Raw genomic sequence first — 24,646 nt, 5'->3', positions numbered from 1 at the left:
TTAAACATTAAAACGAAAATGCATTACATCTCCATCACACACCACATACTCTTTACCTTCCAGGCGCAATTTACCTGCCTCTTTTGCCCCCTGCTCTCCCAAACAAGCAACAAAATCATCATATGCAATGACTTCGGCACGAATAAACCCTTTTTCGAAATCTGTATGAATAACGCTGGCTGCTTGCGGTGCGGTGGCTCCTCGATGAATTGTCCAGGCACGCACTTCTTTAACCCCTACCGTAAAATAAGTTTGCAAGCCCAGTAAGTCATAACCGGCACGGATGACTCGATGTAACCCTGGTTCACTCAACCCTAAATCAGCCATAAATTCCTGCCGATCTGCTTCATCTAATTCAATTAATTCCGCCTCGGTTGCCGCACACAATGCAACCACGCTTGCTTTTTCGTTGGCAGCCAGTTTACATACTTTATCAAGTAAGGGATTGTTTTCATAACCTTCATCATCTACATTCGCAATGTAAAGAACTGGTTTAGCCGTTAATAAAAACAATCGCCGACTAATTTGCTCTTCTTCGGCAGACAACGGCAAAGTACGCACCGGATAACCAGCATCCAAATGCATTTTTATTTTTTCAAACGTTTGTTTTTCAAACAGTGCTTCTTTATTACCACTTTTACTGGTTTTGCCAGCTTTATTCAGCGCTTTTTCTACGGTATCCATATCAGCCAGAGCCAATTCGGTATTAATCACTTCGATATCATTCAGTGGATCAACGCGACCTTCCACATGCACAACATCCGTATTTTCAAAGCAGCGCACCACATGCGCAATGGCATCGGTTTCACGTATATTCGCCAAAAATTGATTGCCTAACCCTTCGCCGCTGGCAGCTCCTTTGACTAAACCAGCAATATCAACAAACTGCATGACCGCCGGAACAGTTTGCTGCGGATGCGCAATATCGCTTAGTACCTGTAAACGAGGATCAGGAACCGTAACCATTCCAATATTGGGTTCAATGGTACAAAATGGATAATTCGCCGCCTCAATACCTGCCTTAGTTAGCGCATTGAACAGCGTTGATTTACCAACGTTGGGCAACCCCACAATTCCACACTTAAATCCCATGTATCCCTCACTTAACCATTTAATGCATTCATCGCTTTGGCCAAATCACCCTCTATAATTGCTGGAATGACGTCAAGGCTGCGCTCAATGGCTTCAGCAATCAATTGACGTTCCGCTTGAGGAGGTTTACCCAAAACATAATTTAATACTAATTCTTTATGGCCAGGATGCCCAATACCAACGCGTAAACGATGAAAATCAGAACTTCCTAGCTGCTGTATGATGTCTTTCAGTCCGTTATGACCTCCATGACCACCCCCTGTTTTCAATTTGATGCGCCCGACAGCAAGATCCAGCTCATCATGCGCAACTAATATTTCACTGGCATGAATACGGTAAAATTGACTAACGGCACGAACAGACAACCCACTATGATTCATGTAGGTCAATGGCAGTAATAACTTGCAAGACATTCCATTAAATTCTAGATCACTTAGTTCGCCATGCAGTTTTTTTCAGCTTTAAACGTGACACGATAATGTTGAGCCAGCTGCTCAACAAACCAACCCCCGGCATTATGACGAGTAGACGCATAAGAGGCACCAGGATTTTTTAAGCCAACAATTAACTTGATGGTCATAGCTAAGACTCAATTTACACCTGTATTTGACTTCTTTGAAACTTGCAACGGAAATTGGCTCATTTCCCCCTCTTCGGCGAGTTTTTGCAAGAAATCGACTAAGCTTTGTTCTATAAAAAAATCCCTCCTAAACTTATCTTTAAAATAAAAGAAAGAGAAGAGGGATTTTTTAAATTTGCCCAACATGGCGTTTTTACAGCATCACGAATCCTATAATGAAAAAACGCCTGCATGGGAAAAACAGAATACTATTCGGCACTTTCTTCAGCTGAACCTTCAGAAGAACTTTCTTCAGGCGCTTCAGCCGCCGTTTCAGCAGCACCACCTTTCTGAACATGAATACTCACGACTGGATGGTCATGATCACCTTCGCTAGGATCAATCGCCAAATGCACCCCTTTCGGCAATTTGAGGTCCGATAGATGTAACACATCATTTAATTCCATATCACGAAGATCCACTTCAATATATTCAGGTAAATCTTTGACTTGGCAGCGAACTTCTACTTGCATCATCGTATGATTAACCATCCCACCGGCTTTTACTCCTTTAGCTTCCTGTTCATTGATAAAATGCAATGGCACCATCTTAACTAAAACGTCTTTGGCACTTACCCGTTGCATATCCATGTGTAAAATAACTGGTTTGAAAGGATGGCGCTGTATGTCTTTGAGAATCACTTTTTCTGATTTTCCATCCACTTTCAATTCAAAAACACTGGAGTAAATACTTTCAATTTCTAAAGCTTTAATTACTTTATTGTGAAGTAAATGAATCGATTGTGGCTCTTTTTCACCGCCATATACAATAGCAGGCACTTTATTTTCAAGACGACGCAGGCGGCGGCTCGCACCTTTCCCCTTGTCTGCTCTTGTTTCAGCTTCTAGGACAATTGTTGACATTTATTTAAGTCTCCATAAAAAAATAACCCTCATCTTGCGACCAGATTACCGAGGGAAAAAAGCAAAACATAAGCCCTCCGTCTAAAGAGAGCGCGCAAAGTATACAATAATTTAAAATCAACTTGAAGTCGCAACGGTTATTTTATAGAATGTGGCACTTTATTGAACCAGTGATAGCCGGTAACTCGGCGGCCTTCGTTAGCCAATCACAAGGCGAGTTGGAGAATGATTATGTATGCGGTAATTAAAACAGGCGGTAAACAATATCGCGTCAAAGAAGGTGATGTACTTAAGATTGAGCAATTATCAGCTGAAGTTGGCAGCAACGTCGACTTTTCTGAAGTATTGATGATCGCAGACGGTGATAACGTGACCTGCGGCACGCCTTTCATTGCGAACGCAATGGTTAAGGCAGAAATACTCGAACATGCACGCCACAAAAAAATTAAAATTATTAAATTCCGTCGACGTAAACATCATATGAAGCAAATGGGACATCGACAATATTACACACAAATTAAAATTACCGGTATTAGTCAATAAAAGCCTTTTTGATTTCAACAAATAAAGCAAACTATGGCTTATTAACCGGCTTAAAGAGGATATTGCAATGGCACATAAAAAAGCAGGTGGTAGTACACGAAACGGTCGTGATTCGAATCCAAAATATCTTGGAGTCAAACGATACGGTGGTCAACTCGTAAATGCGGGTGAAATTCTTGTACGTCAACGGGGCACGCGTTTTCACCCAGGTGCAGGCGTAGGACTTGGTCGAGATCATACCTTATATGCACTAGTTTCCGGCCTGGTTAAATTCACCACCAAAGGTGCAAAAAACCGTAAATACGTCACCATTACTCCCTATGCTGTAGAAAGTCAGGAACATTAAGCGCACAACATGCGATTCGTTGATGAGGCAAATATTAAAGTGGAAGCAGGCCATGGAGGGCATGGTTGTCTAAGCTTCAGACGCGAAAAGTATGTTCCTCGTGGTGGCCCGGATGGCGGTGATGGCGGAGACGGTGGTAGTGTTTACCTGCAGGCCACACCGGATTTAAATACACTCGTTGACTTTCGCTACCAGCGTCATTTTAAGGCTGAAAATGGCCAGCCCGGCATGGGCAGCAATTGCACTGGCAAAAAAGGCAATGATTTAATCATTAATGTCCCTGTGGGAACACTGGTATATGACGTAGAAACTGGTGAACTCATAGGCGATATCCGTCATACTGACGAGCGGCTTCTTGTTGCCCAAGGTGGTTTTCATGGTTTGGGAAATGCCCGCTATAAAAGCAGTATAAATCGCGCCCCTCGTCAAACCTCCCCCGGTACTCCTGGCGAAGCCCGTCAACTGCATCTGGAATTACGTGTATTGGCCGATGTTGGATTGCTTGGTCTGCCTAATGCAGGCAAATCAACCTTAATTCGTGCCGTTTCCAGCGCAAAACCCAAAGTGGCCGATTATCCATTTACAACCTTGCATCCAAATCTTGGCGTTGTTAGTGTAGCTCCTCATAAAAGTTTCGTCATGGCCGACATTCCGGGATTAATTGAAGGTGCTGCTGAAGGTGCAGGATTAGGTCATCAATTCCTAAAACATTTATCACGAACCTGTGTGCTTCTGCATCTCATTGATGTCGCTCCTTTGGATGACAGCGACCCTGTGCAATCAGCACAAACCATTATTCAGGAATTAGCAGCCTATGATCCCGCTTTGCTTAATAAACCAAGATGGCTTGTGCTTAACAAAGTAGATCTGTTACCCGATGAAGCGGTGCGCCAACAAACCATCCAGCGCATTATCCACGAGTTAGGCTGGCATAATAAGGTATTTACCATCTCGGCAATCCGCGGCGAAGGAACGCAAGAATTATGTTTTGCATTAATGCAATTGATCGATGAGATGAAGCAAGCGGAAACTTAACCATTCCACCGCATAATCAACAATGAGGGGACTGCGATAAGGAATTTGATGCGTTTCACTGCCATGTTCAACATCATTATGATATTTAATAATTAAATGAGTGGTTGCTGATTGCCTTCCTGTCCAATATTCTTCCAGTCCACGCAGATGAAAATGCAAGCGCCATTTATCGTTCTCATGAAACATTAATTTCTGATAAGTATTGGGACGCTGAAGCAGCGTTTGTAACACCCCCCCTGTTGCATCATCAATGATAACCATTGGCTCTTCCAACATTGCTATCTTTTTACGCAATCCTTCGGATGCTTTTTGCTCGGGAGACGCAATAATATGTGGCGCTACAATTGGATCAATCATTTCCTTTATTCGTGAAACCTGGGCTTCCTGACAGCGGACTTTAAATTCTACATACGGAGTTTCTATACGATAGCCTGTTTCGCAGTGCATATCAGCCAGTGCATTATCAAGAATCTCGGCAATTTCTCCTTCTGCCACTCCAAAAAGCCGCCACCTAAGCCACGATTTACTCTCTTTACCATAGTTTTTTTTATGTCGTAATTCAGGTAAAACATGGTTATTAAACATGACTAGACACTCACGCGGCGGGCCAGGAAGCAGAATAAACTGCTTATTATTCTGAACACAAATGCAACCCATGGCGGTGCCATGGGGATTTGGCAATAAAATAGCGTGGCTGGGAAACAAGGATTGTTGATGATTTCCTGTATTCATGGACAGGTTTGCGCGGTTTAATCGTGTCTGAATATGATTCAGTGCTTCTGGAAATTCAACCAACGGAGCATTTAAAAATCGGGCTAGCGCAAAGCGGGTACGGTCATCAGATGTTGGCCCTAATCCACCTATGACAACAACGGTATCATGGTTATGACCTAAAAATTCAAGGCAGGAATAAATGTCCACCTCTGAATCCCCGCAAGCAAGATGCAGCCCCAAGGAAAAACCTTCTGAACACAAAAGATGGGCAATAGCATGACCGTTGGTATTCAGGGTATCTCCATAAATGATTTCATCACCTGTGGCTAAAATTGCAATATTCATTATTAACCATACTCCTTCCTAGACTCTGAAGACACGTTCTTATTCTTCATGATGAAGGTTATGACCATCATCGAGATGAATGGAGCGCACGATATCCACATGAGTCTTATGCATGTCAAACCGGATTCCCCACAACGCCACTAACGGATTATACCCTGTCAGATAACGTGCATCGACCAGCACAAGAGGCTGCTGGCGTGCTGCTATCAAATAGCCATCCGTGAACCAGTCAAATACGTTATAATCACGGCGCTGTTGCCCTGCCTCATCCACAGAATTCGGTAAATCCTTTGTTCCAAAGTCTGGAAAAAACGCCACTGGGTAAATCTTACTTGAATTAAATAAAGGCGTAACCACATCCGCAATCAATAATTTACCATTGATATAAGTTACAGTTCGCCACTGAGTTGAGCTGGCCAAATCAGGAAAAGCGCGCAACCGTTTAAAGTTCCACTGTTGCTCATAGGCGTAACGCGATACTGCAACAACAGCCCGATGATGTTGCCAAACATTAAACATCAACAATAAGCCTGCAAACATTAGGCCGATTAATACTCCTCGTCTATTATCAAACACCACAGTCCAGACGATTCCCAATATGAGCGGAATCGTGAACAAAGGATCAATAATCGCCATCACATCCCATGCAACGCGCCGCTCGGAAAATGGCCAAAACAACACCGTTCCGTAACTGGTACAAGCATCGAGCAAGGCATGAGTAGCATAACCAATCAATGCCGCCAGTAACGTCCACCGCCATTGCAGACGAAATCGCTTAAAAGGCAATAATACCAGGGCAACCAATAGTCCCCCTATTGGGATAAAAGAAAGCGAATGAGTAAACTGCCGATGGTAAATAAAAAACAACATGGGATCTTGCGAGGAACGAATAAAAAGATCCAGATCAGCCGCCATCCCTCCCAAAGCTCCCACCAACCAGGCATTGCGTTTATCATGACCGTGCAATATCGCCTGTGAACAGGCAGCTCCCAAAGCTCCTTGAGTAACTGGATCCATTACGGCCTCTGCAATGTCATTTGCGAGAAGGGTATTTCTATCTTTTCCTGATCAAAACGCCGTTTTATGGCTTCTTGCAATTGATTTTTTACGGCAGATGTCTGACTGGTTTGTGTCCATACCATGAATTTTAACTCGATGGCTGCATCACCGAATTTATTAATAATCACTTGGGCTGCAGGCTCTTTTTTCACTGCTTCTTGTTCATTCACCAATTGCATTAACACCGCTTTTACATGATCAATATCACTGCTATAAGCCACGCCAATCAGAATATCAATTCTTTGTGTATCAAAAAAGCTCATATTGATAATATCTGATTTCATGATCGTTTCATTGGGTATGCGTATACGCATATTCTCTGACGTTTTAATTTTAGTGGACAGTAAATCAATAGAGTCAACGACTCCCATCAGATCTTTTATCTTAATGAGATCTCCCACCTTAAAAGGTCGCTCAAATAATAAAAAAATCCCACTTACCAAATTGGAAGCAGCCGTTTGTGAAGCAAAACTTAACGCTACAGTAAATACACCGGCAGCACCAAGAAGAACGGTCATTTTAAAACCAAGCTGCTGTAAGGCGGAAAATACAAAAATGAAGAATAGAATATAAAAAATTAACCGTTGTATCAGTAATACCTGGTGGCGAGAAAATCGTTTGACCAGAGCACGATTGACAAGTTTACTGACTTGTTTGGCAATGATAAATCCCAATAAAACCAGCATCAAAGCATAGATTAATTGGAACCAGCTTATCTTTGCTAATGTTTCCATTTAAATGTCTCCATTCTCGTCAATACCATCACCGTTTAACATAGCAAAGTTCTTTTTAACTGCACAATAAAAAACCCCGCCTAGGCGGGGTCATTATCATACATTAAATATTTATTCTTCAGTGCTGGTACCGGTTGTTTCAGGGGTAGCCGATGTATCTGCAGGCTTAGCTTCATCACTTTTATTCATAGGTTGAGTGGCTGCATTTTCAGGTCTAACTTCCGGCTGTTTTGGTTTATCTTCACCACAACCTGAAAGCACAAACGCCATTACACCAGCGGTTAACAACATAGCCAACTGTTTCATATTCATCTCCATTTTTTTATTTTGAATAAGTTTCCCTAATCAAGTCTAGCAAAAATTCACATGATGTGAAGAAGTTAATAACTTATAAATAATTATAAATTAATTATCTATTTATAAGCGTACCTTATTTTAACTGTTTTTGCCACTTTCTATTTTTGACGGCCAAAGCAACCTCATACTTTGACTGTATTATATTTTATTTGTCATTTCCGCGCAGGCGGAAATGACAATTTTAGCCACTGTATGAAAGCGTTTATTCATCAAAATGGCATGCTCTTATCCTGTGTATTACTGACTTCATACCATGCATTTGCTAGAATTCAGACAAATTCAACCATTATCGTGATTTATATGCATGCTCCCCATACCCCGATGATGCAACAATATTTGCGGATCAAAGCAGATTATCCTGATATGTTGCTTTTTTATCGTATGGGTGATTTCTATGAATTATTTTTTGATGATGCCAAACAAGCAGCCCAATTACTTGATTTGACATTAACTCATCGCGGACAATCCGCAGGCAAGCCAATTCCTATGGCTGGCGTTCCTTATCATGCTGTTGAAAATTATCTTGCCCGTTTAATTAAAAAAGGCGAATCCATCGCCATTTGCGAACAAATTGGAGATCCGACTCAGAGTAAAGGTCCAGTTGAACGACAAGTCACTCGTATCATCACACCAGGCACCGTCACCGATGAAGCGCTTCTTGAAGCAAAATCTGATAATGTGTTGCTTGCGGTTTATCAGCATAAAAAACAATATGGTCTGGCCTGGACTGATTTAAGCAGTGGCCGCTTTCACCTGGCTCAAATTGCTGATCCCCTTCAGCTTCAAGCCGAAATCTCCCGCATTCAACCCGCCGAAATTTTAGTGCAAGAACCGCTGCCTTTCTCTCATACCAATCATCATTACGTTATTAAAACTCGCTCTTCCTGGGAATTTGATATAACGCATGCCCGGGAATTATTATATAAACAATTTAGCGTTCAAAATCTGGATGCATTTGGCGAAAAAGAATATCCCCTAGCCATTCCAGCTGCCGGCTGTTTATTTACCTATTTGCAAATGACTCAAAAACAAGCTTTACCGCATATAAAAACCATCACGCTTGAACATAGTCAACATTACTTGCAACTGGATGCTGCCACTCAACGTCATTTGGAATTATTTGAAAGCCATCATGAACATCGCAATAACAGTTTATTTTCATTACTAGACCACACTGCTTGTGCGATGGGAAGCCGCTTGCTGAAACGCTGGTTGGCCAAGCCATTGCGCCAGCATCAACTGATTCACCATCGCCAACAGGCCATTGCAGAATTAATAGGAAACACACAATACATTGGCCTGCATGAATTGCTTAAGCAAATCTGCGACGTCGAACGAATCACTTCCCGTATTGCATTAAAATCAGCCCGCCCTCGTGATTTAGCGCTGTTACGTCAGACACTAGGCTTGCTTCCTGAAATAGGACGTATAGTTTCTACCAATCAAAGTGCCTTACTTATCAAGTTAGCCCAACCATTAACTGCATTGCCAATACTGCATGATTTATTAGCAAGCGCATTGGTAGAAAATCCACCCATGTTAATTCGAGATGGTGGTGTTATTGCATCTGGTTTTGATGAGGAATTGGATGAATTGCGAGAGCTTAGTGAACACGCCAGTGAAACACTATTAAAACTGGAACAACAAGAAAAACATCATTCAGGTTTATCTTCACTAAAATTTGGTTATAACCGCGTTCATGGGTATTACATCGAGCTACCACGTACTCAAGCAGAAAAAGCACCGTCATACTATCAACGTAAACAAACGTTAAAAAATGCTGAACGCTATATTACGCCTGAATTAAAAGCCTTTGAGGAAAAAGTACTATCTGCGCAAAGTAAAGCATTGGCACGCGAAAAATGGTTATACGACAATCTTTTACAAGAAATTCATCAATATCTGCAAACCCTAATTCAAATTGCACAGGGACTGGCTGAAGTAGATGTGCTATGCACCCTTGCAGAACGCGCTCAATCCTTACATTGGCACTGTCCGCAATTAGTCGAAGAAGCTGGCATTACCATTCAGGGTGGTCGTCACCCAGTCGTTGAGCACATACTCCAGGAACAATTTATTGCAAATCATTTAAACCTGGATCCAACCAGTCACATATTATTAGTTACCGGTCCTAATATGGGTGGAAAATCCACTTACATGCGCCAAAATGCACTTATTATTCTGCTAGCGCACATAGGCAGTTATGTCCCTGCTCAGCAGGCGCAACTGGGGCCAATTGACCGAATTTTTACCCGTATCGGGGCCAGCGATGATTTGGCATCAGGCCGTTCAACTTTTATGGTAGAAATGACAGAAACTGCCTATATTCTAAGGCATGCCACGTCACAAAGCTTGGTATTAATCGATGAAATTGGCCGGGGAACAAGCACACACGATGGCATGGCACTGGCTTATGCTTGTTGTGCTTATCTTGCTACTACCATCAAAGCTTACACTTTATTTTCCACTCATTATTTTGAATTAACCAATCTTGCCAATGAATATTCCTGTATAAGGAACGTACAGTTGCGGGCAGCCTTGACGGAAGAACAGATTGCATTTCTTTATCAAGTTGAAGAAGGCCATACCAGTCAAAGTTATGGGCTTGAAGTCGCAGCATTGGCAGGGATACCTGAAGAAGTATTGATGCTTGCCAAGCACCATTTACAGCAGGCACAACATACATCAATAACCTCCCCTGTAGCAATACCCTCTTCTCTAGCTTCGCCAGCCTTGGAAGCCTTGGCAAATATTGAGGTTGATCATTTATCACCCAGAGCTGCGCTGGAATTTATATATCACCTGAAAGCGTTGCAAGCTGCTGGTTCCATGGATGGTACTCGCCTTTATGATAAGTAAACGTCTGGGACGACTACTGCTGCTGCTAATAGGCTGTGTTCTGCAATTGAGTGCATCCTATGCTGTAAATGTTGAAATCACCGGTATTAAAGGAAGCGTATTGGAAAATGTGCAATATCGCCTGAACGAATTATATGAAAATAAACCAATCAGTCAGGAACCAGTAGAAGCATTAAAAGAACAAATCACTAAAGCCATGTATCCTTATGGTTTTTTCCAACCAACCATCACCATTTACCCCGCGGGTAAACGACTGCAAATTTATATTATCCCTGGTCCCCAAATGCGTATAAACAGTTTAAATGTCCGTCTTCAGGGAGAAGGGGCTGACAATGCGGAAATAAAACAAGCCATGCGCGATCTTCCCATCAAAGTCGGCCAACCTCTGCTGAATCATCGCTATGAAGAAGCAAAAGATATGTTATCCAATGCCGCAGAACACCAGGGATACTTACATGCCTTCTTTGAGAAATCTGAAATTTTAATTGACAGACAGCATTACACTGCAGACATCACCCTGATTTTTAACACTGGACCGCAATATTATTTTGGTCAAATCCGCTTTGACCCAACTTATATTTCGCCAGAATTACTTCATCGCTATGTACCATTTAAATATGGCGAGCCTTATTCCACTGATCAGATTTTGGCGCTGGAAACAACCCTGTCTGCCAGCGGTTATTTTAAATCCGTCATTGTAAAACCAAACATCGACTCCATACGTCATGTGCCGGTAGACGTCCATTTGGAAAGAGTACATCGTATCAATTATTCTCTGGGCATTGGCTATGGAACCGATACTGGACCTCGCGGTCGCGCAGGATTAGATATAATGCCGGTTAATCGCTCCGGACATAAATTTAATGCTATTGCGCAAGGATCCTTTAAAGAAAATGCTCTGTTGGCACAGTATATTATCCCTGGTCAAAATCCTGTAACCGACAAGTACAGTGTTACCGGCAGTTTATCCAACTTAAATTACAGCAGCGGTTATGGTAACTCACTCTTGCTGTCAGTCGCTAAACAACACGTTAAAAAAAATCATCAACGCATGATTTCTTTAAACGCGTTAAATGAACGTTTTAATTACACGGGAGAGCCCAAAACCACCAAGTCACTTTTATTTCCAAAGGCAATGTTTACCTGGAGTCAAATCTCTGACCCCTTGTTTTCTCCCTCGGGTTATAATATCACCTTAACCGGTCTTGCTGCCAGTAAAGCCGTGCTCTCAGAAATTAACGTTGCACAAGCATTTATTGATGTCAAAGCTGCTTTTACTGCCGAGATGATTCGTACTCGTTTTTTCTTTCATGCGATTCAAGGCTTCACGTTAATTAATAACGTGGACAATTTACCTTTATCTCTGGCTTTATTACTTGGAGGAGCTGAAGATTTGAAAGCCTATAGCTATAATTCCGTAGGTCCTGGAAAGATTTTAAGTTTTGCCGGCATGGAAATACAAAAGGAAACTTTCAAAAAATGGTATCTCATTGGGTTTGTCGATGGTGGAGATGTTTATAAGCCTAGCCTTAAAGACTTTAAATACGATGCTGGCATTGGCTTGATGTGGGTATCGCCGGTTGGTCCTATCAAAGTAGGGATTGCGCAACCCATTAATAATCACTTTAATTGTATTCAGGGACGCAATCCTAAACTTGTAATCAATATGGGGCCAGATCTCTAACCATGCGCTATTTAAAATCCTTCCTATACGCCCTGTTTATTCTCTTTATCCTCTCGACTTGCATGCTGGCATTTTTCCTGACGACAACACCAGGATTTTACACGGCAGTTAAATTAGTCAATTTAGTTTTGCCAGGAAAAATTACTTTAAAAAAACCACAAGGCCAATTGATTCATAAGATTGCATTTGCCGAATTGGATTATGAGGACGACACCCTCCATCTTCATCTGAATAATGGAAACATAACCTGGAATTTAACTGCTTTAGTGCATAAGCAATTAATCGTAAAGACAGTACACGCCGATACTTTTTTAGTAACTATTAAAGATACTCCTGAAGCCATTGAAAAAACAGCACAGGTTGATATTCATCGTCCCCAATTCCCGTTCCTCCTAAACTTGCACAAGCTCACCGTGAATACCTTGCAGATTAAACAGGCTGGGTCAACCTGGCAGTTAAATCAGCTGCGTTTACAAGCCATACTGAGTGGCCAATTATGGACCATCAACCAACTTGAAGCCAATGATGGCCAGAATCATTTCTCTTTTTGGGCAAAAGGTCAGCCTTACGCCCCTTATGCCTTAACGGCTGAATTGACATTTAGACCAATGGCTGGTGTCAAGGAACGGTTGCAGGGAATAATCAAATTTGGCGGCGATCTAGCCTTGTATCATTGGACAGGACAATTCAGTCAACCTGCTCAAGGTACGCTGCGTGGCACATTAAAAAATGGCCAGGTGCTGTCTATGCAAGCCAAGTGGCACAATGGCAAATGGGCTTTTGATGCGCAAAATACCATCGAAAGCCAGCAAGGTGATTTAACGATTACGGGAACCTTATCTGATTTATTTATAAAAGCTCAAGCTACCTTTGATACACCTGTCAAAGCCGATTGGGACATTCATGCCCATGTACACAATAAAAAAGTCAGTGCTCAAAGTTTGCTACGTCTGTCGCAAGGGAACCTTGTTACCACATTGATCTATGATGAACAAGCAAAGCCAAAATTCAAAGGTGAAATCAAATCAACTTCACTGACTTTACCCCAGGAAACGCTGCCTTTATCCAATCTTAAGTTGGATGCCCAGTTTTGGGGAGATACCCCGAAGACTCTTTCGGCTACGGCAACCATGTCAGCACAGTATATGGATAATGTATTAAAAACCAGCGTTAACTACCAACCTCAAAAAATAAATGCCAATCTCTCACTTGGCCCCAATCATATAGAAATTAAAGGAATTTCAGCTTACCAATGGCAAGCTATGGTGTCTCTACCCCAACCCAAGCTTTTCCATCCAGCGCTTGCAGGTTTACAAACCACTCTGACGTCCAAGATTAATGTCACCGGCCCACAGCAAGGAAAACTCATTTTCACCATCACGCCCGGTATTTTTCAATCCATGCAAGACAATAAAAACCCGCCAATCACCTTTCAAGGTGGTCAGTTGACTGCCAATTTATCGCCAAAAGAATTAAAAGCAGTCGGCCATTTACTGATTGATCGCCATAAGCAATTGGATTTTACTGGACAATTGCCTAAATTTCGCCTTGATGCCATGGACATGGCTAAACAGACATTACGAGGAACATTAAATCTACGTATTGATTCCCTTGATTTTCTTGCAGGAGTGAGTCCCGCCATTGAAAACCCTCATGGCCAATTGTCCCTCACGCTGACCGCTGAAGGTAAATTGAATAAACCCATCATTAAAGGTGACATGACTTTGCGCGAAGCCAGTTTATTTCTGCCTAAATTAAATCTTGCGCTAACCCCCATTCAGATGAAATTACAAACCCACAATAAGCAATGGACGGCAACCGGCTCCATCGGTACCGCAGGTAAAACTCTCACCTTGGATGGCAAAGGAGACTTTGCGCCCGATATGGTTGGTATGATTAAAATAAATGGTGAACAATTTCCCATCATACAAACGTCTGAATACTCCGTCAGTATCTCTCCACAATTAACCCTTGATTTCAAACCCGACATGATTGATCTTAAAGGCACTATCCTGGTTCCTACTGCTAATTTGAAACCCATCCGTTTCAGCAGTAGTGTTGATTTAACGGATGATGCCGTTTTTGTAAGTGATAAACAAGAAAAATCCCCTTTCAATATCAAGACAGATATCGAGCTTAAGATGGGGCAAAATGTTGTCCTGGATGCAAAAGGACTTCACGGTTTTTTAGACGGCGCCTTAAAAATAAGACAAGTACCGCAAGGTGAACCTTATGCGGTTGGAGAATTAACCATCCGGGACGGCAAATATCAAGCCTATGGACAAGATTTGATGATTGAAGATGGCCAGTTAATTTTTACTGGTGGCACGATCAGCAATCCAGGCATACGAATTCGTGCTGTACGCTATTTTAAAAATGCCACATCCAATTTTGCAGGTTCAAATGAACTCTTTGATTTCAGTTCTGGCAATATTCAATCCATCAATTTAGGCAATAAGACAACCGTAGGCATTGAAGTCAGCGGACGAGTGAGTTCGCCCGAAGTTAAGTTATTTTCCATTCCACCCACCCTGTCGCAAGCAGACATATTATCCATGATTATTCTCGGCAAGCCGGCAAGCCAGGCGAACAAATCCGGTGGCCAATTGTTATTGGCCGCCATCTCCGCAATGAACCTTGATTCCGGGACAAAAGGGTTACAATTGCTGGATCAATTAAAACAAACGCTAGGATTTGATTTTAATATACAAAGCACATCGCAATATAATCAAAGCACTAATCAAGTCACAGATAGCACAGCATTTGTAGTAGGTAAAGCAATTACCAATCGCTTATATTTAAGTTATAACATCGGTTTATTTCAGGAAGACAGCAACGTATTAACCTTGAAATATCTATTGAATAAATTTTTCAGTATTCAGGTCACTGCCAGTGATTCTGGTAGCGGCATGGATTTGCTTTATACACACAGTAAGGATTAATGATGAATCAATATGTTATTCCCCTGCGCATGAAACGCCTGCGTCGAACACCTACAGTACGGGCTATGATACAAGAAACTCGCCTACACCCCAAACAATTGATTGCTCCATTGTTTATCAGCGAAACACTTGTCAACAAACGTGAAATTGGTGCGATGCCTGGACAATATCAGTTAACTTTAAACGATTTATCCGAAGAAATCGAAACACTGTCGTCCTTGGGGATTCCTGCTGTTTTATTATTTGGCATTCCTGCGCATAAAGATGCAAAAGGCAGCGCTTCTTTAAGTGCAACCGGGATTATTCAACAAGCCATACGCAAGATTCGCAGCCTTAATTCGGATATGCTCATCATCGCCGATGTTTGCTTTTGTGAATACACCGATCATGGTCATTGCGGTGTATTACAACAGGAAATAATAGATAATGATGCAACCCTAGCCTTACTTGCACAACAAGCCGTCAGCTATGCTGATGCGGGCGCAGATTGGATTGCCCCAAGCAGTATGACGGACGGTATGGTGGCAGCCATTCGACAACAATTGGATGCTAACGGTCATCAGGACATTGCTATCTTAAGTTATGCAGTGAAATACAGTTCCAGTTTTTATGGACCTTTTCGTGAAGCAGCACAAGGCGCGCCGCGATTTGGCGATCGAAAAACCTATCAAATGGATCCAGCAAACGCGCAAGAAGCCATTCGCGAGGCAATGCTAGACTTGGAAGAGGGTGCTGACATGCTGATGGTTAAACCCGCGATGAATTATCTGGACATCATCTGTCGTGTGAAACAACACGCTCCGGAAGTACCATTATGTGCCTATCAAGTCAGTGGTGAATATTCCATGTTAAAAGCAGCGGCCGCACAAGGTTTAATCCATGAAGAACAAGCCATGATGGAAAGTCTCATCGCCATCAAACGCGCGGGCGCAGATTTAATCATCACCTATTTTGCTAAAGAAGCCGCCAAACAACTGGCTACAACTTTTCCATGACTTCATGAAGGTATTTAACAGGCTCCACAGCAATGGTTAAATCTTGCTTCGGTGCATTGGCATAAGGGACGATTGCGCGTTTGAAGCCATGTTTTGCTGCTTCTCGCAAGCGTTCCTGGCCGCTTTGCACCGGCCTAATTTCACCGGCAAGTCCGACTTCACCAAAAATAACCGTTTTACTGTCCAATACCCGATTACGCAAGCTTGAAACCACAGCAGCCAGTAAAGCTAAATCACTAGCAGTTTCGGTAACTTTGACCCCACCCACCACATTAATAAACACGTCCTGATCAAACGTAACGATTCCGGCGTGCCGATGTAACACCGCCAGCAAAATGGCCAAGCGATTTTGCTCAAGGCCTGCGGTGATTCGTTTTGCTTGCTGACTATGAGATTGATCAACCAGTGCTTGTACTTCGACCAGCATAGGCCGCGACCCCTCCCAAGTAACCATCACCGCACTGCCAGGCGTTGGCTCTGGCTGGCGCGACAGAAAGATGGCCGAGGGATTAGCGACTTCTTTAAGGCCTTTATCCGTCATGGCAAAAACGCCCAATTCATTCACAGCACCAAACCGGTTTTTAACGGCGCGAATCGCCCGAAAACGACTATCATTCTGTCCTTCAAAATACAGCACACAATCAACCATATGTTCCAATACTCTAGGGCCTGCAAGCGCGCCTTCTTTCGTCACATGACCAACAAGAAAAACAGCGGTTTGAGTCGTTTTGGCAAAACGAACCAATTGCGCTGCCGACTCACGAACCTGACTCACTCCGCCGGGAGCTGAATTAATTAATTCGGTAAAAATAGTTTGTATTGAATCAATCACCATAATGCGTGGCTTTTCTTTCTGAGCATGAGCAACAATAGACTCCACATGGGTTTCAGCCAAAAGCTTCAAAGAAGCCAATGGCAGCTGTAATCGTTTTGCTCGTAAAGCAACCTGTTGTAAGGATTCTTCTCCAGTGACGTATAATACATTGTGTTGTAAAGACAATTGCGCAAGAGTTTGTATCAACAAAGTCGATTTGCCAATGCCGGGATCTCCGCCAATCAAAACCACAGAGCCATCCACCAAGCCACCACCTAAGACCCGATTAAGTTCAGACAAACCACAATCCATACGTGATTGGCCATCAAGAATCACCTCTTCAACCAGCACCACTTCCGAACGTTGATTCGCATAATTCCCACTACGTCCTGGTCTTACTGTCCCACTCATTGAGTCTTCAATGATCGAGTTCCAAGCGCCACATTGCATGCATTGCCCTGCCCACTGCGAGAAAACCGCAGCACATTGGCTACACACAAATCGTATTTTATGTTTCATAGGCCTATTCATCTCCAGGGTCTATGGAGCTTGTCTAATAACATTCAGCCCTTTAGACTCTATGTTTTGACCTACATCATAAACAAAACCAAATAAAATGAATAATGAAACTTTTGAATGGGCAATTATTGGAGCAGGACCCGCTGGCATTGCTGCGGTAGGTAAACTGCTTGACCATAAAATAAACCCCGAAAAAATTCTGTGGATAGACCCTTATTTTAAGGTTGGAGATTTAGGCCGTTTTTGGAAAAATGTATCCAGCAATACCACCGTAAAACTCTTTATTGATTTTTTAACGGCCGTTCAATCCTTCTCCTATCAAAAAGCCCCGGAAGACTTTCAGCTAAATCACTTGCCTGCCGATAATACCTGCACCCTGCATCACATCGTTGAGCCTTTGCAATGGATCACCGAACGTTTGCAAAGCATGGTCCGAACGGAACAAACATTCATTCATGATTTACAACTTTCCCAAAGAACCTGGATCTTAAATAATGATGTACAAACGTTCAAAGCTAAGCATGTGGTCTTAGCAACCGGGGCCGTGCCAGACAGTTTAAGTTATCCAGGGATTGATGCCATCCCTTTTGATTTGGCCATTGATAAAGAGCGACTACGCCAATACGTCAAGAATCATGAAACGTATGCGGTATTTGGTTCATCGCATTCTGCCATCATCATCATTCAACAGTTAGTTGAATTAGGCGTACAGAAAGTAATTAATTTCTATCGTTCGCCATGCCGTTATGCCATCCCTCTAGGAGATTGGATATTATTTGATAATACCGGTCTAAAAGGACAAACGGCACAATGGGCTCGTGAATATATTGATGGCGTACATCCTCATAACCTAGTACGCTATACTGCCACAGAAGCCAATATCACCCGTTTCTTACCGGAATGCCAAAAAGCCGTGTATGCCGTCGGCTTTAAACGTAGAAAAAACATCGTGATCAACGATTGTGAACAGCTGGATTATAATCCCCATGTTGGTATTCTTGCACCCGGGTTATTTGGCGTAGGAATTGCTTTCCCTGAATTAAAACTTGACCTCCTCGGCAATGAAGAAAGTCAGGTTGGTTTATGGAAATTTATGACATATTTGCATAAAGTCATGCCAATATGGTTGCAATATCCAGCCTGATTTTGTTTGTCAGCACATGTTAAAGACGCCATCATTCCATCAGAAGTTAAACCATCTCCTTTAAAAAGAGATGCGATTTCCTGCCACGGCGGTTGAATCCGAAAAATGAGACAGTATAATTGCATGATTTGCCTTTCCAAAGAATAACTGTAATGACTAAAACCATTCATTTCGAAAAATCCATAGCAGAGTTGGAACAAATCGTTGCACAATTGGAAAAAGGCGAATTACCGTTAGAGGATTCTTTAAAACAATTCGAAAAAGGCATTACACTGGCACGCAAATGCCAAGAACTTTTAACTCAGGCAGAGCAAAAAATTGAAATCCTTTCCACTGCAAACACACCAACGCCTGAGCAACCCCATGAGTAATCAAAGGATGGGCGAATATCTCATACGCCATGAAGCTATTTTAAAAAATATACTGAATCGTTTGGACATTCCCGCGCCTCGTATTCAGGAAGCTATTCTTTATGCATTATTCCCGGGAGGAAAACGGTTACGTCCAATGCTGGTGTATTTGTGCGGCAAGTTAGTCAATGTGCCTCTTGACAGTCTGGACATTATTGCAGTGGCTATTGAACTAACCCATTGTTATTCTTTGGTTCATGACGATCTACCCTCCATGGATAATGATGATTTTCGCCGTGGTAAGCCGAGCTGTCATCGAGCCTTTGATGAAGCCACAGCCATTTTGGTTGGTGACGGCATGCAAGCACTGGCCATTGAAATATTGCTTAATTTTCTTCCAAAAACGCTTTCTTTGCGACAAGTCATTGCCGTAACGCAAGAATTGGTCAAAGCCAGTGGTCCCGCTGGCATGGTCAGTGGTCAAAGTCTTGATCTTTCAGAATTAGCAAAACCACACATTGATGAAGCCCAATTATGTGAAATTCATCAGCTAAAAACGGGTAAACTTATATCCGCCTGCATCAATATGGTTCTAGCCGCAGGGACCCCTTCTCCAGAGATGGCTGAAGCACTGCGCCGATTTGCCACTCACTTGGGGCTGGTCTTTCAAATGCAAGATGATTATCTTGACCGATATGGCAACGGCAAACTAGGCAAAGGCAGAGCTTCTGACGCTGCTAATCAGAAAATCACCTTCGCGACGTTGTACGATAAAAAGAATTATTATCCATAATCCAAAACCTCTATCTGCAAGCACATCAGGAATTATCGTTATTTTCCCCTGATGATCATGATTTGCTATGCCTGCTGCGCTCTTTACAAAAACCTCTGGAAATGTAAACAAATTCGTAACTCCCCACGTCATCCCGAGTGCAGCGAGGGATCTCCAGCAATTGGCACGTATTAAATTAATGTAAAAAACACTTGAAAAATTATGCGGTTATGATCAAATAGCTGCATGAATAGCAGAGCTGGAAAAACGACTGAACAAGAATAGCAGCAACAGCTCAAAGCCCCCTCAAGTGACGGGTTAGGCAAACTACGCGTACGACATCACTACGTGAAAATGGGAAACGTAACAGTGGTGGCCCAAAAGGCCACAAGGGCGAAACGTTAAAACAGATTAAATCACCAGATATTGTCAAAAACCATGTATTGCTAACATGCCCGGATTGTTATGGTTCATTAGTTTCAACGCCGATGATTGGAATTGTGAAGCGCCAGGTTTTTGATATTCCACTACCCAAAATTGAAGTCACGGAACATCAGGCTGAAGTAAAATATTGCGAGTGCTGTAATAAAACGATAACAGCAGCATTTCCTGCAGGTGTTCTTGCCCCTGTCCAATACGGTGAAGTTATTCGTAGTTGGAGCGTGTATTATCAATATCAGCATTTTATTCCAGAAGACAGGCTGCAACAGTTGTTTTATGACCTGTACGGAATTCAACTGGCTACTGCAACACGGACTGGATATAACCGGATTGCCTTTGATACATTGGCATCATTTGAAGAATCGGTATTGTCTGCAGTCAAAACTGCTGCCGTAAAAAACCTGGATGAAACAGGGTTTCGTGTGGCCGGAAAAACACAATGGTTGCATGTGGCATCGACTAAAACGGCAACTTATTATCACATATCTCCAAAACGAAAATCATTACTGGATGGCCTTTCAGGTACCGTCATTCATGATCACTGGAAAAGTTATTACAATTTGGGAGGTGTGGAGCATGCCCTATGCAACCAGCATCACTTGCGTGAATTAAAAGCAATAACCGAGCATGACAAAGAACCATGGGCACAGGCTATGACCCGACTATTACGTGTTGCTCTTCGCTGTCGTCATTTTAATGCACATCATGCAATACCTGTTGCTCGCATCAAGCGGTTGACCAACATCTACAAGAAGATTATTCGAGATGGGCTGGCGTATCATGAAACGCTGCCGCCATTGCCATGCAAAGGCAAACAGGGTCGACAACCTCGACGGACAGGTCAAAACCTCTTGTGGCGTTTATTTCATTACAAACAAGACGTTTTACGGTTTCTTCATGATCTGGCAGTTCCATTTACCAATAATGATGCTGAGCGTGATTTACGAATGATGAAATGCAAACAAAAAATATCCGGTGGTTTTCGGACCGCTCAAGGCGCTGAACAATTTGCTCGTATCCGAGGATTTATCAGTACGATCCGTAAACAAGGATTAAGCATTATCAGTTCCATCCAATCTATATTTTCTGGTACTATCCCTGTGTTATCAGGAATCTGAGATAACAATACAGTCCAACAGAGCAAGGAATAGTATATGCATACGGAGTCTTGCGTTTACCTTCTGACCAATAAACACAATAATGTTTTGTATACTGGTGTTACCAATGATTTGATACGCCGTGTTTATGAACACAAAAATAAACTGGTGGCTGGATTTACCCAAAAATACAATGTGGATCGACTGGTTTATTTTGAAGTTTGTTCAGGCATCGTCATGGCTATTGAGCGAGAAAAACAAATCAAAGGGTGGTCTCGAAAAAAGAAGCATGATTTGATTAATGCATTGAATCCTGAATGGAACGATTTGTATCCATCGCTACTTTAAAAATTGTGCCACTGCAGGCAGATCCCTCGCTGCACTCGGGATGACGTGGGGAGTTACACAAATTCTAAGTTGCTAAAAAAATACGCCGGCGTTTGCCACAAAAACCAAACTCCAGTAGACTTGCCCTTGCCTTTATTACTCTATAAAAATAACACAGGTAGTAACTATGAAATCTGCAAAAACTGAAAGCCCCACCAAAGAAAAAACAAGACTAATTATACGTTTCTTTTAGCCTGCATGGCCGCCTTAACCACTGCAGCAGTGATCACTGCTGGCATTATCGCCGCCACAACAGCCAAATCCACTGCATTAGCAACCACCGTACTTGCATCAAAAGCAGTATTAGCCGCAGGCACAACCGCCGTGGCCGCCTCTTCCCTATTTTTACCTTTTGCTGTCGGTGCAGCAGCTCTGTTGCTAATTGGTGCCATTTGTTTCTTACCTTTTTTATTCAGACCTCGCGTGGTTGCCACAACGTCCCATGCTTGGTCTCCATCCCCCGCCGTAGTCGTCACTCCTGACTTCTCACCACCTGTCCGTCCAGTTGTGGTTCCCAGCATGACTACCCACGGTCATTTTCGTCCGGTACATCATCATCACCCCACCCCCGTCGTTGCCCCTCATCATCACCATCATAGTCCAGCCTTTGGCTCCGGAGCTTTGCCAAGTTTTGCACGCAGCCACGGACATTTTAGTCATGGTTCAGTCCGTGATCATGGCGTGTCAACTGCTGCGGCACACCACCATAGCCACTCGGACGGTCCTGGAGTTACAGTCCGAACTCGTTAAGTTTTGCGGTCAAACAGCTTTTAAATAATTTTCAAACAAGATTCTAACCTAAGTCATTCAAAATAAAATCCAATTTTTTGAATGACTTATCTAAGAAATGACCATTACAAATGTAGAGGTTAAAGCTTCTCAAATGATAAATAATTTGCTAATGTATGTGCCGAATTAACTATTTCATTTAAGGGTGAAAAACAATGCCAATTATTAATGGGACTCGATCTCAAAAGAAAGAAAAAATTAAAGCAGAAATTAATAGTGAAATATATGCAAAAATTAATGAATATTGTGCCTGGGCAAATATTGATGATATTGGTTTCTTCATTGAAGAAGCAGCAAGTTTTATTTTTGCAAAAGACAAAGACTGGAAACACCATCAAAAATCTGCAAAAAAACGCACGGAACAAACGCATTCCTAATTAATTAAAAAATTCCTTGACAGTCAATGAAGGCCTCATTAAACTGCGATTCTCTTTTAAAGAGCATAAGCACAGGGAATTGAGGGGTTATAGCTCAGCTGGGAGAGCGCTTGCATGGCATGCAAGAGGTCGGCGGTTCGATCCCGCCTAGCTCCACCATTACTAGTTACTGACAGCTGCAAATTCCAGGTCCCCATCGTCTAGAGGCCTAGGACATCGCCCTTTCACGGCGGTAACAGGGGTTCGAATCCCCTTGGGGACGCCATCTTTTAGATGGTCGTGAAAGCACTATCGCTTGTGTAAACAAGTGTATTTAGAATGTAATGTGACAAAACGTCATAAAAGCTCCGGGTCCCCATCGTCTAGAGGCCTAGGACATCGCCCTTTCACGGCGGTAACAGGGGTTCGAATCCCCTTGGGGACGCCATTTATAATCGTTCAAATATCGTTCGTGTGTTAAAGCCAAACAGACGCTCATGCATTCTATAAGCGTATTCATCTGTCATATTGGCAATATAATCACACACCACCCTAAACGCTTCCTGTTCATCCTGAGCCTCGTGAAACAATGAGCGATTTTTATTATCCAGTAAACTGCCAGGATTTGAACTGATAGCCTCAAACAAACGCAACACCACAGTTTGACCACCGTATTCAAACGTGCGCGCCTCCTGTGAATCAATCACATGTTGATAAATGAATTGCATGAGATGTTCTAACAGTGCTTTTGCCTCAGGTAATAAAATAAGATTATATTTGAGCAAATGATTTTCAAATCCTTCATGAGTGACATGCATTTCCGTTGCCGTTATAAAATAATTCACCATCTCACCAATAGCTTGCTTGCGTACATACAGGGTTGGATCAAATAAAGCATCTAACAATGCAACTTGATGTTGGCCTAGCGGCGTCGATGCAAGCAACTGCCTTAAGGCAAGCGTATCAAATTGCGAACGCTCAATCAGGCGCAAATGAATAGCATCTTCCAAATCATGAACGCCGTAGGCAATATCATCCGCAATATCCATCACTGAACAATCAAAGGTATGATAGGCAGCTTTTCCATGGACATATTCTTGCGGTGATTTTGCTAGAGACTGGAATAATGTTCGATCAGACTCCACGAAAGGAGACAACAACCAATCGACTTCAGGCTGTTCACAGTCGAAGTACGCTTTTGGCGGTAACCAATCATTGATACGGATGATTTTACTAAATGATTGCGGCACTTCGGGTAAACAAGTTGCAATCACGCTGGAGCGACTCACCGGATATTTAAGAATACCAAGCAAAGCCCGTCGGGTTAAATCAAGTCCATATGCACCATAACTTTTTTCAACTTTGGTTAAAAGCCGCAACGTCTGACCATTGCCTTCAAATCCACCATGATGACGCATCATATAGTTTAATGCCACTTCACCACCATGACCAAATGGCGGATGTCCAATATCATGCAACAAACAAATAACGCTGATGAGGTCATCATTAGGAAGAAGTCCTGATAGAAAAGGAGGATATTGATTGCTGGTCAAATTGCGTATAATGCTTCGTCCAATAGAAGCCACCTCGAGAGAATGCGTTAAGCGAGTACGATGAAAATCACCTTCATCCGTGCCAAGGATCTGAGTTTTCCGCTGCAAGCGTCTGAATGCAGGACAATGAATAACTCGAGTTCTATCACGTTCATAGGGATCTCGATGATCCTGGCTCCCTCGTTGATTGGTTTGTCCTGAGCGGCGATGTGTCCACATAAAGAATTTAACAATAAA

At 42.6% G+C, this 24,646-nt stretch carries 21 protein-coding genes, 3 tRNA genes and 2 pseudogenes; 17 read left to right on the top strand and 9 right to left on the bottom strand.

Features of this window, described 5'->3' with window-relative positions; genetic code table 11:
* The 3 genes and pseudogenes from ychF to LOA_RS04385 form a co-directional block, all read right to left on the bottom strand.
* Complete coding sequence (ychF, locus tag LOA_RS04395) at positions 1-1,092, bottom strand: redox-regulated ATPase YchF (protein ID WP_025385303.1); 1,092 nt, start codon at positions 1,090-1,092, stop codon at positions 1-3.
* Between the two features lie 11 nt (positions 1,093-1,103).
* Positions 1,104-1,672 (bottom strand): annotated as a pseudogene (gene pth, locus LOA_RS04390) (aminoacyl-tRNA hydrolase).
* Positions 1,673-1,920: 248 nt separating this feature from the next.
* Entirely contained in the window at positions 1,921-2,574 is a 654-nt protein-coding gene (locus LOA_RS04385) for a 50S ribosomal protein L25/general stress protein Ctc (RefSeq protein WP_025385302.1), read from the bottom strand.
* 231 nt (positions 2,575-2,805) lie between these two features.
* Here LOA_RS04385 and rplU point away from each other — a divergent pair, with 231 nt between their 5' ends.
* The 3 genes from rplU (at position 2,806) to cgtA (ending at position 4,498) form a co-directional block, all read left to right on the top strand.
* Positions 2,806-3,117: a 50S ribosomal protein L21 gene (rplU, locus tag LOA_RS04380; protein ID WP_025385301.1), complete on the top strand. Its 312-nt coding sequence runs from the start codon at positions 2,806-2,808 to the stop codon at positions 3,115-3,117.
* Between the two features lie 67 nt (positions 3,118-3,184).
* Positions 3,185-3,463 (top strand): 50S ribosomal protein L27, encoded by a 279-nt coding sequence (gene rpmA / locus LOA_RS04375; RefSeq protein WP_025385300.1) that lies wholly within the window; start codon positions 3,185-3,187, stop codon positions 3,461-3,463.
* A 9-nt stretch (positions 3,464-3,472) separates the two neighbouring features.
* Positions 3,473-4,498 carry an Obg family GTPase CgtA gene (gene cgtA / locus LOA_RS04370; protein ID WP_025385299.1) on the top strand — a complete coding sequence of 342 codons (1,026 nt, stop codon included), beginning with the start codon at positions 3,473-3,475 and terminating at the stop codon, positions 4,496-4,498.
* On the opposite strand, the gene LOA_RS04365 is transcribed toward cgtA, so the two are convergent.
* The 4 genes from LOA_RS04365 to LOA_RS04350 all read right to left on the bottom strand — a co-directional run bounded on the left by LOA_RS04365 (position 4,457) and on the right by LOA_RS04350 (position 7,656).
* On the bottom strand, positions 4,457-5,557 hold the full coding sequence (locus LOA_RS04365) for a competence/damage-inducible protein A (protein ID WP_025385298.1): 1,101 nt from the start codon (positions 5,555-5,557) through the stop codon (positions 4,457-4,459). The two genes, cgtA and LOA_RS04365, sit on opposite strands and share 42 nt — an antisense overlap.
* Positions 5,558-5,596: 39 nt before the next feature.
* Positions 5,597-6,574, bottom strand: coding sequence for a metal-dependent hydrolase (locus LOA_RS04360; protein WP_025385297.1), 978 nt, complete (start codon positions 6,572-6,574; stop codon positions 5,597-5,599).
* Complete coding sequence (locus LOA_RS04355; protein WP_025385296.1) at positions 6,574-7,350, bottom strand: mechanosensitive ion channel family protein; 777 nt, start codon at positions 7,348-7,350, stop codon at positions 6,574-6,576. Before LOA_RS04355 ends, LOA_RS04360 begins: the two co-directional genes overlap by 1 nt.
* A 111-nt stretch (positions 7,351-7,461) precedes the next feature.
* Positions 7,462-7,656 carry a hypothetical protein gene (locus LOA_RS04350; RefSeq protein WP_025385295.1) on the bottom strand — a complete coding sequence of 65 codons (195 nt, stop codon included), beginning with the start codon at positions 7,654-7,656 and terminating at the stop codon, positions 7,462-7,464.
* A 351-nt stretch (positions 7,657-8,007) separates the two neighbouring features.
* Between LOA_RS04350 and mutS the strand changes: the two genes are divergently transcribed.
* Genes mutS through hemB form a run of 4 tightly spaced genes read left to right on the top strand, consistent with a single transcriptional unit; the run spans position 8,008 to position 16,187 of the window.
* Positions 8,008-10,566 (top strand): DNA mismatch repair protein MutS, encoded by a 2,559-nt coding sequence (mutS, locus tag LOA_RS04345; RefSeq protein ID WP_025385294.1) that lies wholly within the window; start codon positions 8,008-8,010, stop codon positions 10,564-10,566.
* Complete coding sequence (locus LOA_RS04340; RefSeq protein ID WP_042238710.1) at positions 10,556-12,250, top strand: autotransporter assembly complex protein TamA; 1,695 nt, start codon at positions 10,556-10,558, stop codon at positions 12,248-12,250. Before mutS ends, LOA_RS04340 begins: the two co-directional genes overlap by 11 nt.
* A 2-nt stretch (positions 12,251-12,252) precedes the next feature.
* A complete protein-coding gene (locus tag LOA_RS13655) occupies positions 12,253-15,192 on the top strand; it encodes a translocation/assembly module TamB domain-containing protein (protein ID WP_081726619.1) in 2,940 nt (979 codons plus the stop codon).
* A gap of 2 nt (positions 15,193-15,194) precedes the next feature.
* Positions 15,195-16,187, top strand: a complete 993-nt coding sequence (hemB, locus tag LOA_RS04330; protein ID WP_025385291.1) for a porphobilinogen synthase — start codon at positions 15,195-15,197, stop codon at positions 16,185-16,187.
* Here hemB and radA read toward each other — a convergent pair.
* Positions 16,171-17,520: a DNA repair protein RadA gene (gene radA / locus LOA_RS04325; RefSeq protein ID WP_025385290.1), complete on the bottom strand. Its 1,350-nt coding sequence runs from the start codon at positions 17,518-17,520 to the stop codon at positions 16,171-16,173. The genes hemB and radA overlap by 17 nt on opposite strands.
* Before the next feature lie 97 nt (positions 17,521-17,617).
* Here radA and LOA_RS04320 point away from each other — a divergent pair, with 97 nt between their 5' ends.
* From LOA_RS04320 to LOA_RS04275, 10 genes and pseudogenes are all read left to right on the top strand, one after another.
* Positions 17,618-18,664: an FAD-dependent oxidoreductase gene (locus tag LOA_RS04320; RefSeq protein WP_025385289.1), complete on the top strand. Its 1,047-nt coding sequence runs from the start codon at positions 17,618-17,620 to the stop codon at positions 18,662-18,664.
* 152 nt (positions 18,665-18,816) lie between these two features.
* The gene (locus LOA_RS04315; protein WP_025385288.1) at positions 18,817-19,035 is read left to right on the top strand and encodes an exodeoxyribonuclease VII small subunit; all 219 of its coding nucleotides are present in this window, start codon (positions 18,817-18,819) and stop codon (positions 19,033-19,035) included.
* Positions 19,028-19,807, top strand: coding sequence for a polyprenyl synthetase family protein (locus LOA_RS04310; RefSeq protein ID WP_081726618.1), 780 nt, complete (start codon positions 19,028-19,030; stop codon positions 19,805-19,807). The genes LOA_RS04315 and LOA_RS04310 overlap by 8 nt, the downstream gene beginning before the upstream one ends.
* A 371-nt stretch (positions 19,808-20,178) precedes the next feature.
* Positions 20,179-21,345 (top strand): annotated as a pseudogene (gene tnpC / locus LOA_RS04305) (IS66 family transposase); the annotation flags it as partial.
* Positions 21,346-21,381: 36 nt separating this feature from the next.
* Complete coding sequence (locus tag LOA_RS04300; protein WP_025385286.1) at positions 21,382-21,672, top strand: GIY-YIG nuclease family protein; 291 nt, start codon at positions 21,382-21,384, stop codon at positions 21,670-21,672.
* 237 nt (positions 21,673-21,909) lie between these two features.
* Positions 21,910-22,461, top strand: coding sequence for a hypothetical protein (locus LOA_RS14370; protein WP_148294864.1), 552 nt, complete (start codon positions 21,910-21,912; stop codon positions 22,459-22,461).
* A 194-nt stretch (positions 22,462-22,655) separates the two neighbouring features.
* Positions 22,656-22,877: a hypothetical protein gene (locus LOA_RS04290; protein ID WP_025385284.1), complete on the top strand. Its 222-nt coding sequence runs from the start codon at positions 22,656-22,658 to the stop codon at positions 22,875-22,877.
* A gap of 83 nt (positions 22,878-22,960) precedes the next feature.
* Positions 22,961-23,036 (top strand) — tRNA-Ala (locus tag LOA_RS04285).
* 30 nt (positions 23,037-23,066) lie between these two features.
* Positions 23,067-23,142, top strand: a tRNA-Glu gene (locus LOA_RS04280).
* Between the two features lie 86 nt (positions 23,143-23,228).
* Positions 23,229-23,304, top strand: a tRNA-Glu gene (locus LOA_RS04275).
* A 1-nt stretch (position 23,305) separates the two neighbouring features.
* Here LOA_RS04275 and LOA_RS04270 read toward each other — a convergent pair.
* On the bottom strand, positions 23,306-24,628 hold the full coding sequence (locus LOA_RS04270; protein ID WP_025385283.1) for an anti-phage deoxyguanosine triphosphatase: 1,323 nt from the start codon (positions 24,626-24,628) through the stop codon (positions 23,306-23,308).
* Positions 24,629-24,646: the final 18 nt, after the last annotated feature.

The sequence above is a fragment of the Legionella oakridgensis ATCC 33761 = DSM 21215 genome, from assembly GCF_000512355.1.
Taxonomy (GTDB): domain Bacteria; phylum Pseudomonadota; class Gammaproteobacteria; order Legionellales; family Legionellaceae; genus Legionella_A; species Legionella_A oakridgensis.
Note: the sequence above shows the minus strand (reverse complement) of the source record. Positions and strands in the feature narration are given on the sequence as shown.

Coding starts and splice junctions, on each gene's coding strand:
- ychF (WP_025385303.1), bottom strand. CDS start 1,092: ATGGGATTTAAGTGTGGAATTGTGGGGTTGCCCAACGTTGGTAAATCA.
- LOA_RS04385 (WP_025385302.1), bottom strand. CDS start 2,574: ATGTCAACAATTGTCCTAGAAGCTGAAACAAGAGCAGACAAGGGGAAA.
- rplU (WP_025385301.1), top strand. CDS start 2,806: ATGTATGCGGTAATTAAAACAGGCGGTAAACAATATCGCGTCAAAGAA.
- rpmA (WP_025385300.1), top strand. CDS start 3,185: ATGGCACATAAAAAAGCAGGTGGTAGTACACGAAACGGTCGTGATTCG.
- cgtA (WP_025385299.1), top strand. CDS start 3,473: ATGCGATTCGTTGATGAGGCAAATATTAAAGTGGAAGCAGGCCATGGA.
- LOA_RS04365 (WP_025385298.1), bottom strand. CDS start 5,557: ATGAATATTGCAATTTTAGCCACAGGTGATGAAATCATTTATGGAGAT.
- LOA_RS04360 (WP_025385297.1), bottom strand. CDS start 6,574: ATGGATCCAGTTACTCAAGGAGCTTTGGGAGCTGCCTGTTCACAGGCG.
- LOA_RS04355 (WP_025385296.1), bottom strand. CDS start 7,350: ATGGAAACATTAGCAAAGATAAGCTGGTTCCAATTAATCTATGCTTTG.
- LOA_RS04350 (WP_025385295.1), bottom strand. CDS start 7,656: ATGAAACAGTTGGCTATGTTGTTAACCGCTGGTGTAATGGCGTTTGTG.
- mutS (WP_025385294.1), top strand. CDS start 8,008: ATGCATGCTCCCCATACCCCGATGATGCAACAATATTTGCGGATCAAA.
- LOA_RS04340 (WP_042238710.1), top strand. CDS start 10,556: ATGATAAGTAAACGTCTGGGACGACTACTGCTGCTGCTAATAGGCTGT.
- LOA_RS13655 (WP_081726619.1), top strand. CDS start 12,253: ATGCGCTATTTAAAATCCTTCCTATACGCCCTGTTTATTCTCTTTATC.
- hemB (WP_025385291.1), top strand. CDS start 15,195: ATGAATCAATATGTTATTCCCCTGCGCATGAAACGCCTGCGTCGAACA.
- radA (WP_025385290.1), bottom strand. CDS start 17,520: ATGAAACATAAAATACGATTTGTGTGTAGCCAATGTGCTGCGGTTTTC.
- LOA_RS04320 (WP_025385289.1), top strand. CDS start 17,618: ATGAATAATGAAACTTTTGAATGGGCAATTATTGGAGCAGGACCCGCT.
- LOA_RS04315 (WP_025385288.1), top strand. CDS start 18,817: ATGACTAAAACCATTCATTTCGAAAAATCCATAGCAGAGTTGGAACAA.
- LOA_RS04310 (WP_081726618.1), top strand. CDS start 19,028: ATGAGTAATCAAAGGATGGGCGAATATCTCATACGCCATGAAGCTATT.
- LOA_RS04300 (WP_025385286.1), top strand. CDS start 21,382: ATGCATACGGAGTCTTGCGTTTACCTTCTGACCAATAAACACAATAAT.
- LOA_RS14370 (WP_148294864.1), top strand. CDS start 21,910: ATGGCCGCCTTAACCACTGCAGCAGTGATCACTGCTGGCATTATCGCC.
- LOA_RS04290 (WP_025385284.1), top strand. CDS start 22,656: ATGCCAATTATTAATGGGACTCGATCTCAAAAGAAAGAAAAAATTAAA.
- LOA_RS04270 (WP_025385283.1), bottom strand. CDS start 24,628: ATGTGGACACATCGCCGCTCAGGACAAACCAATCAACGAGGGAGCCAG.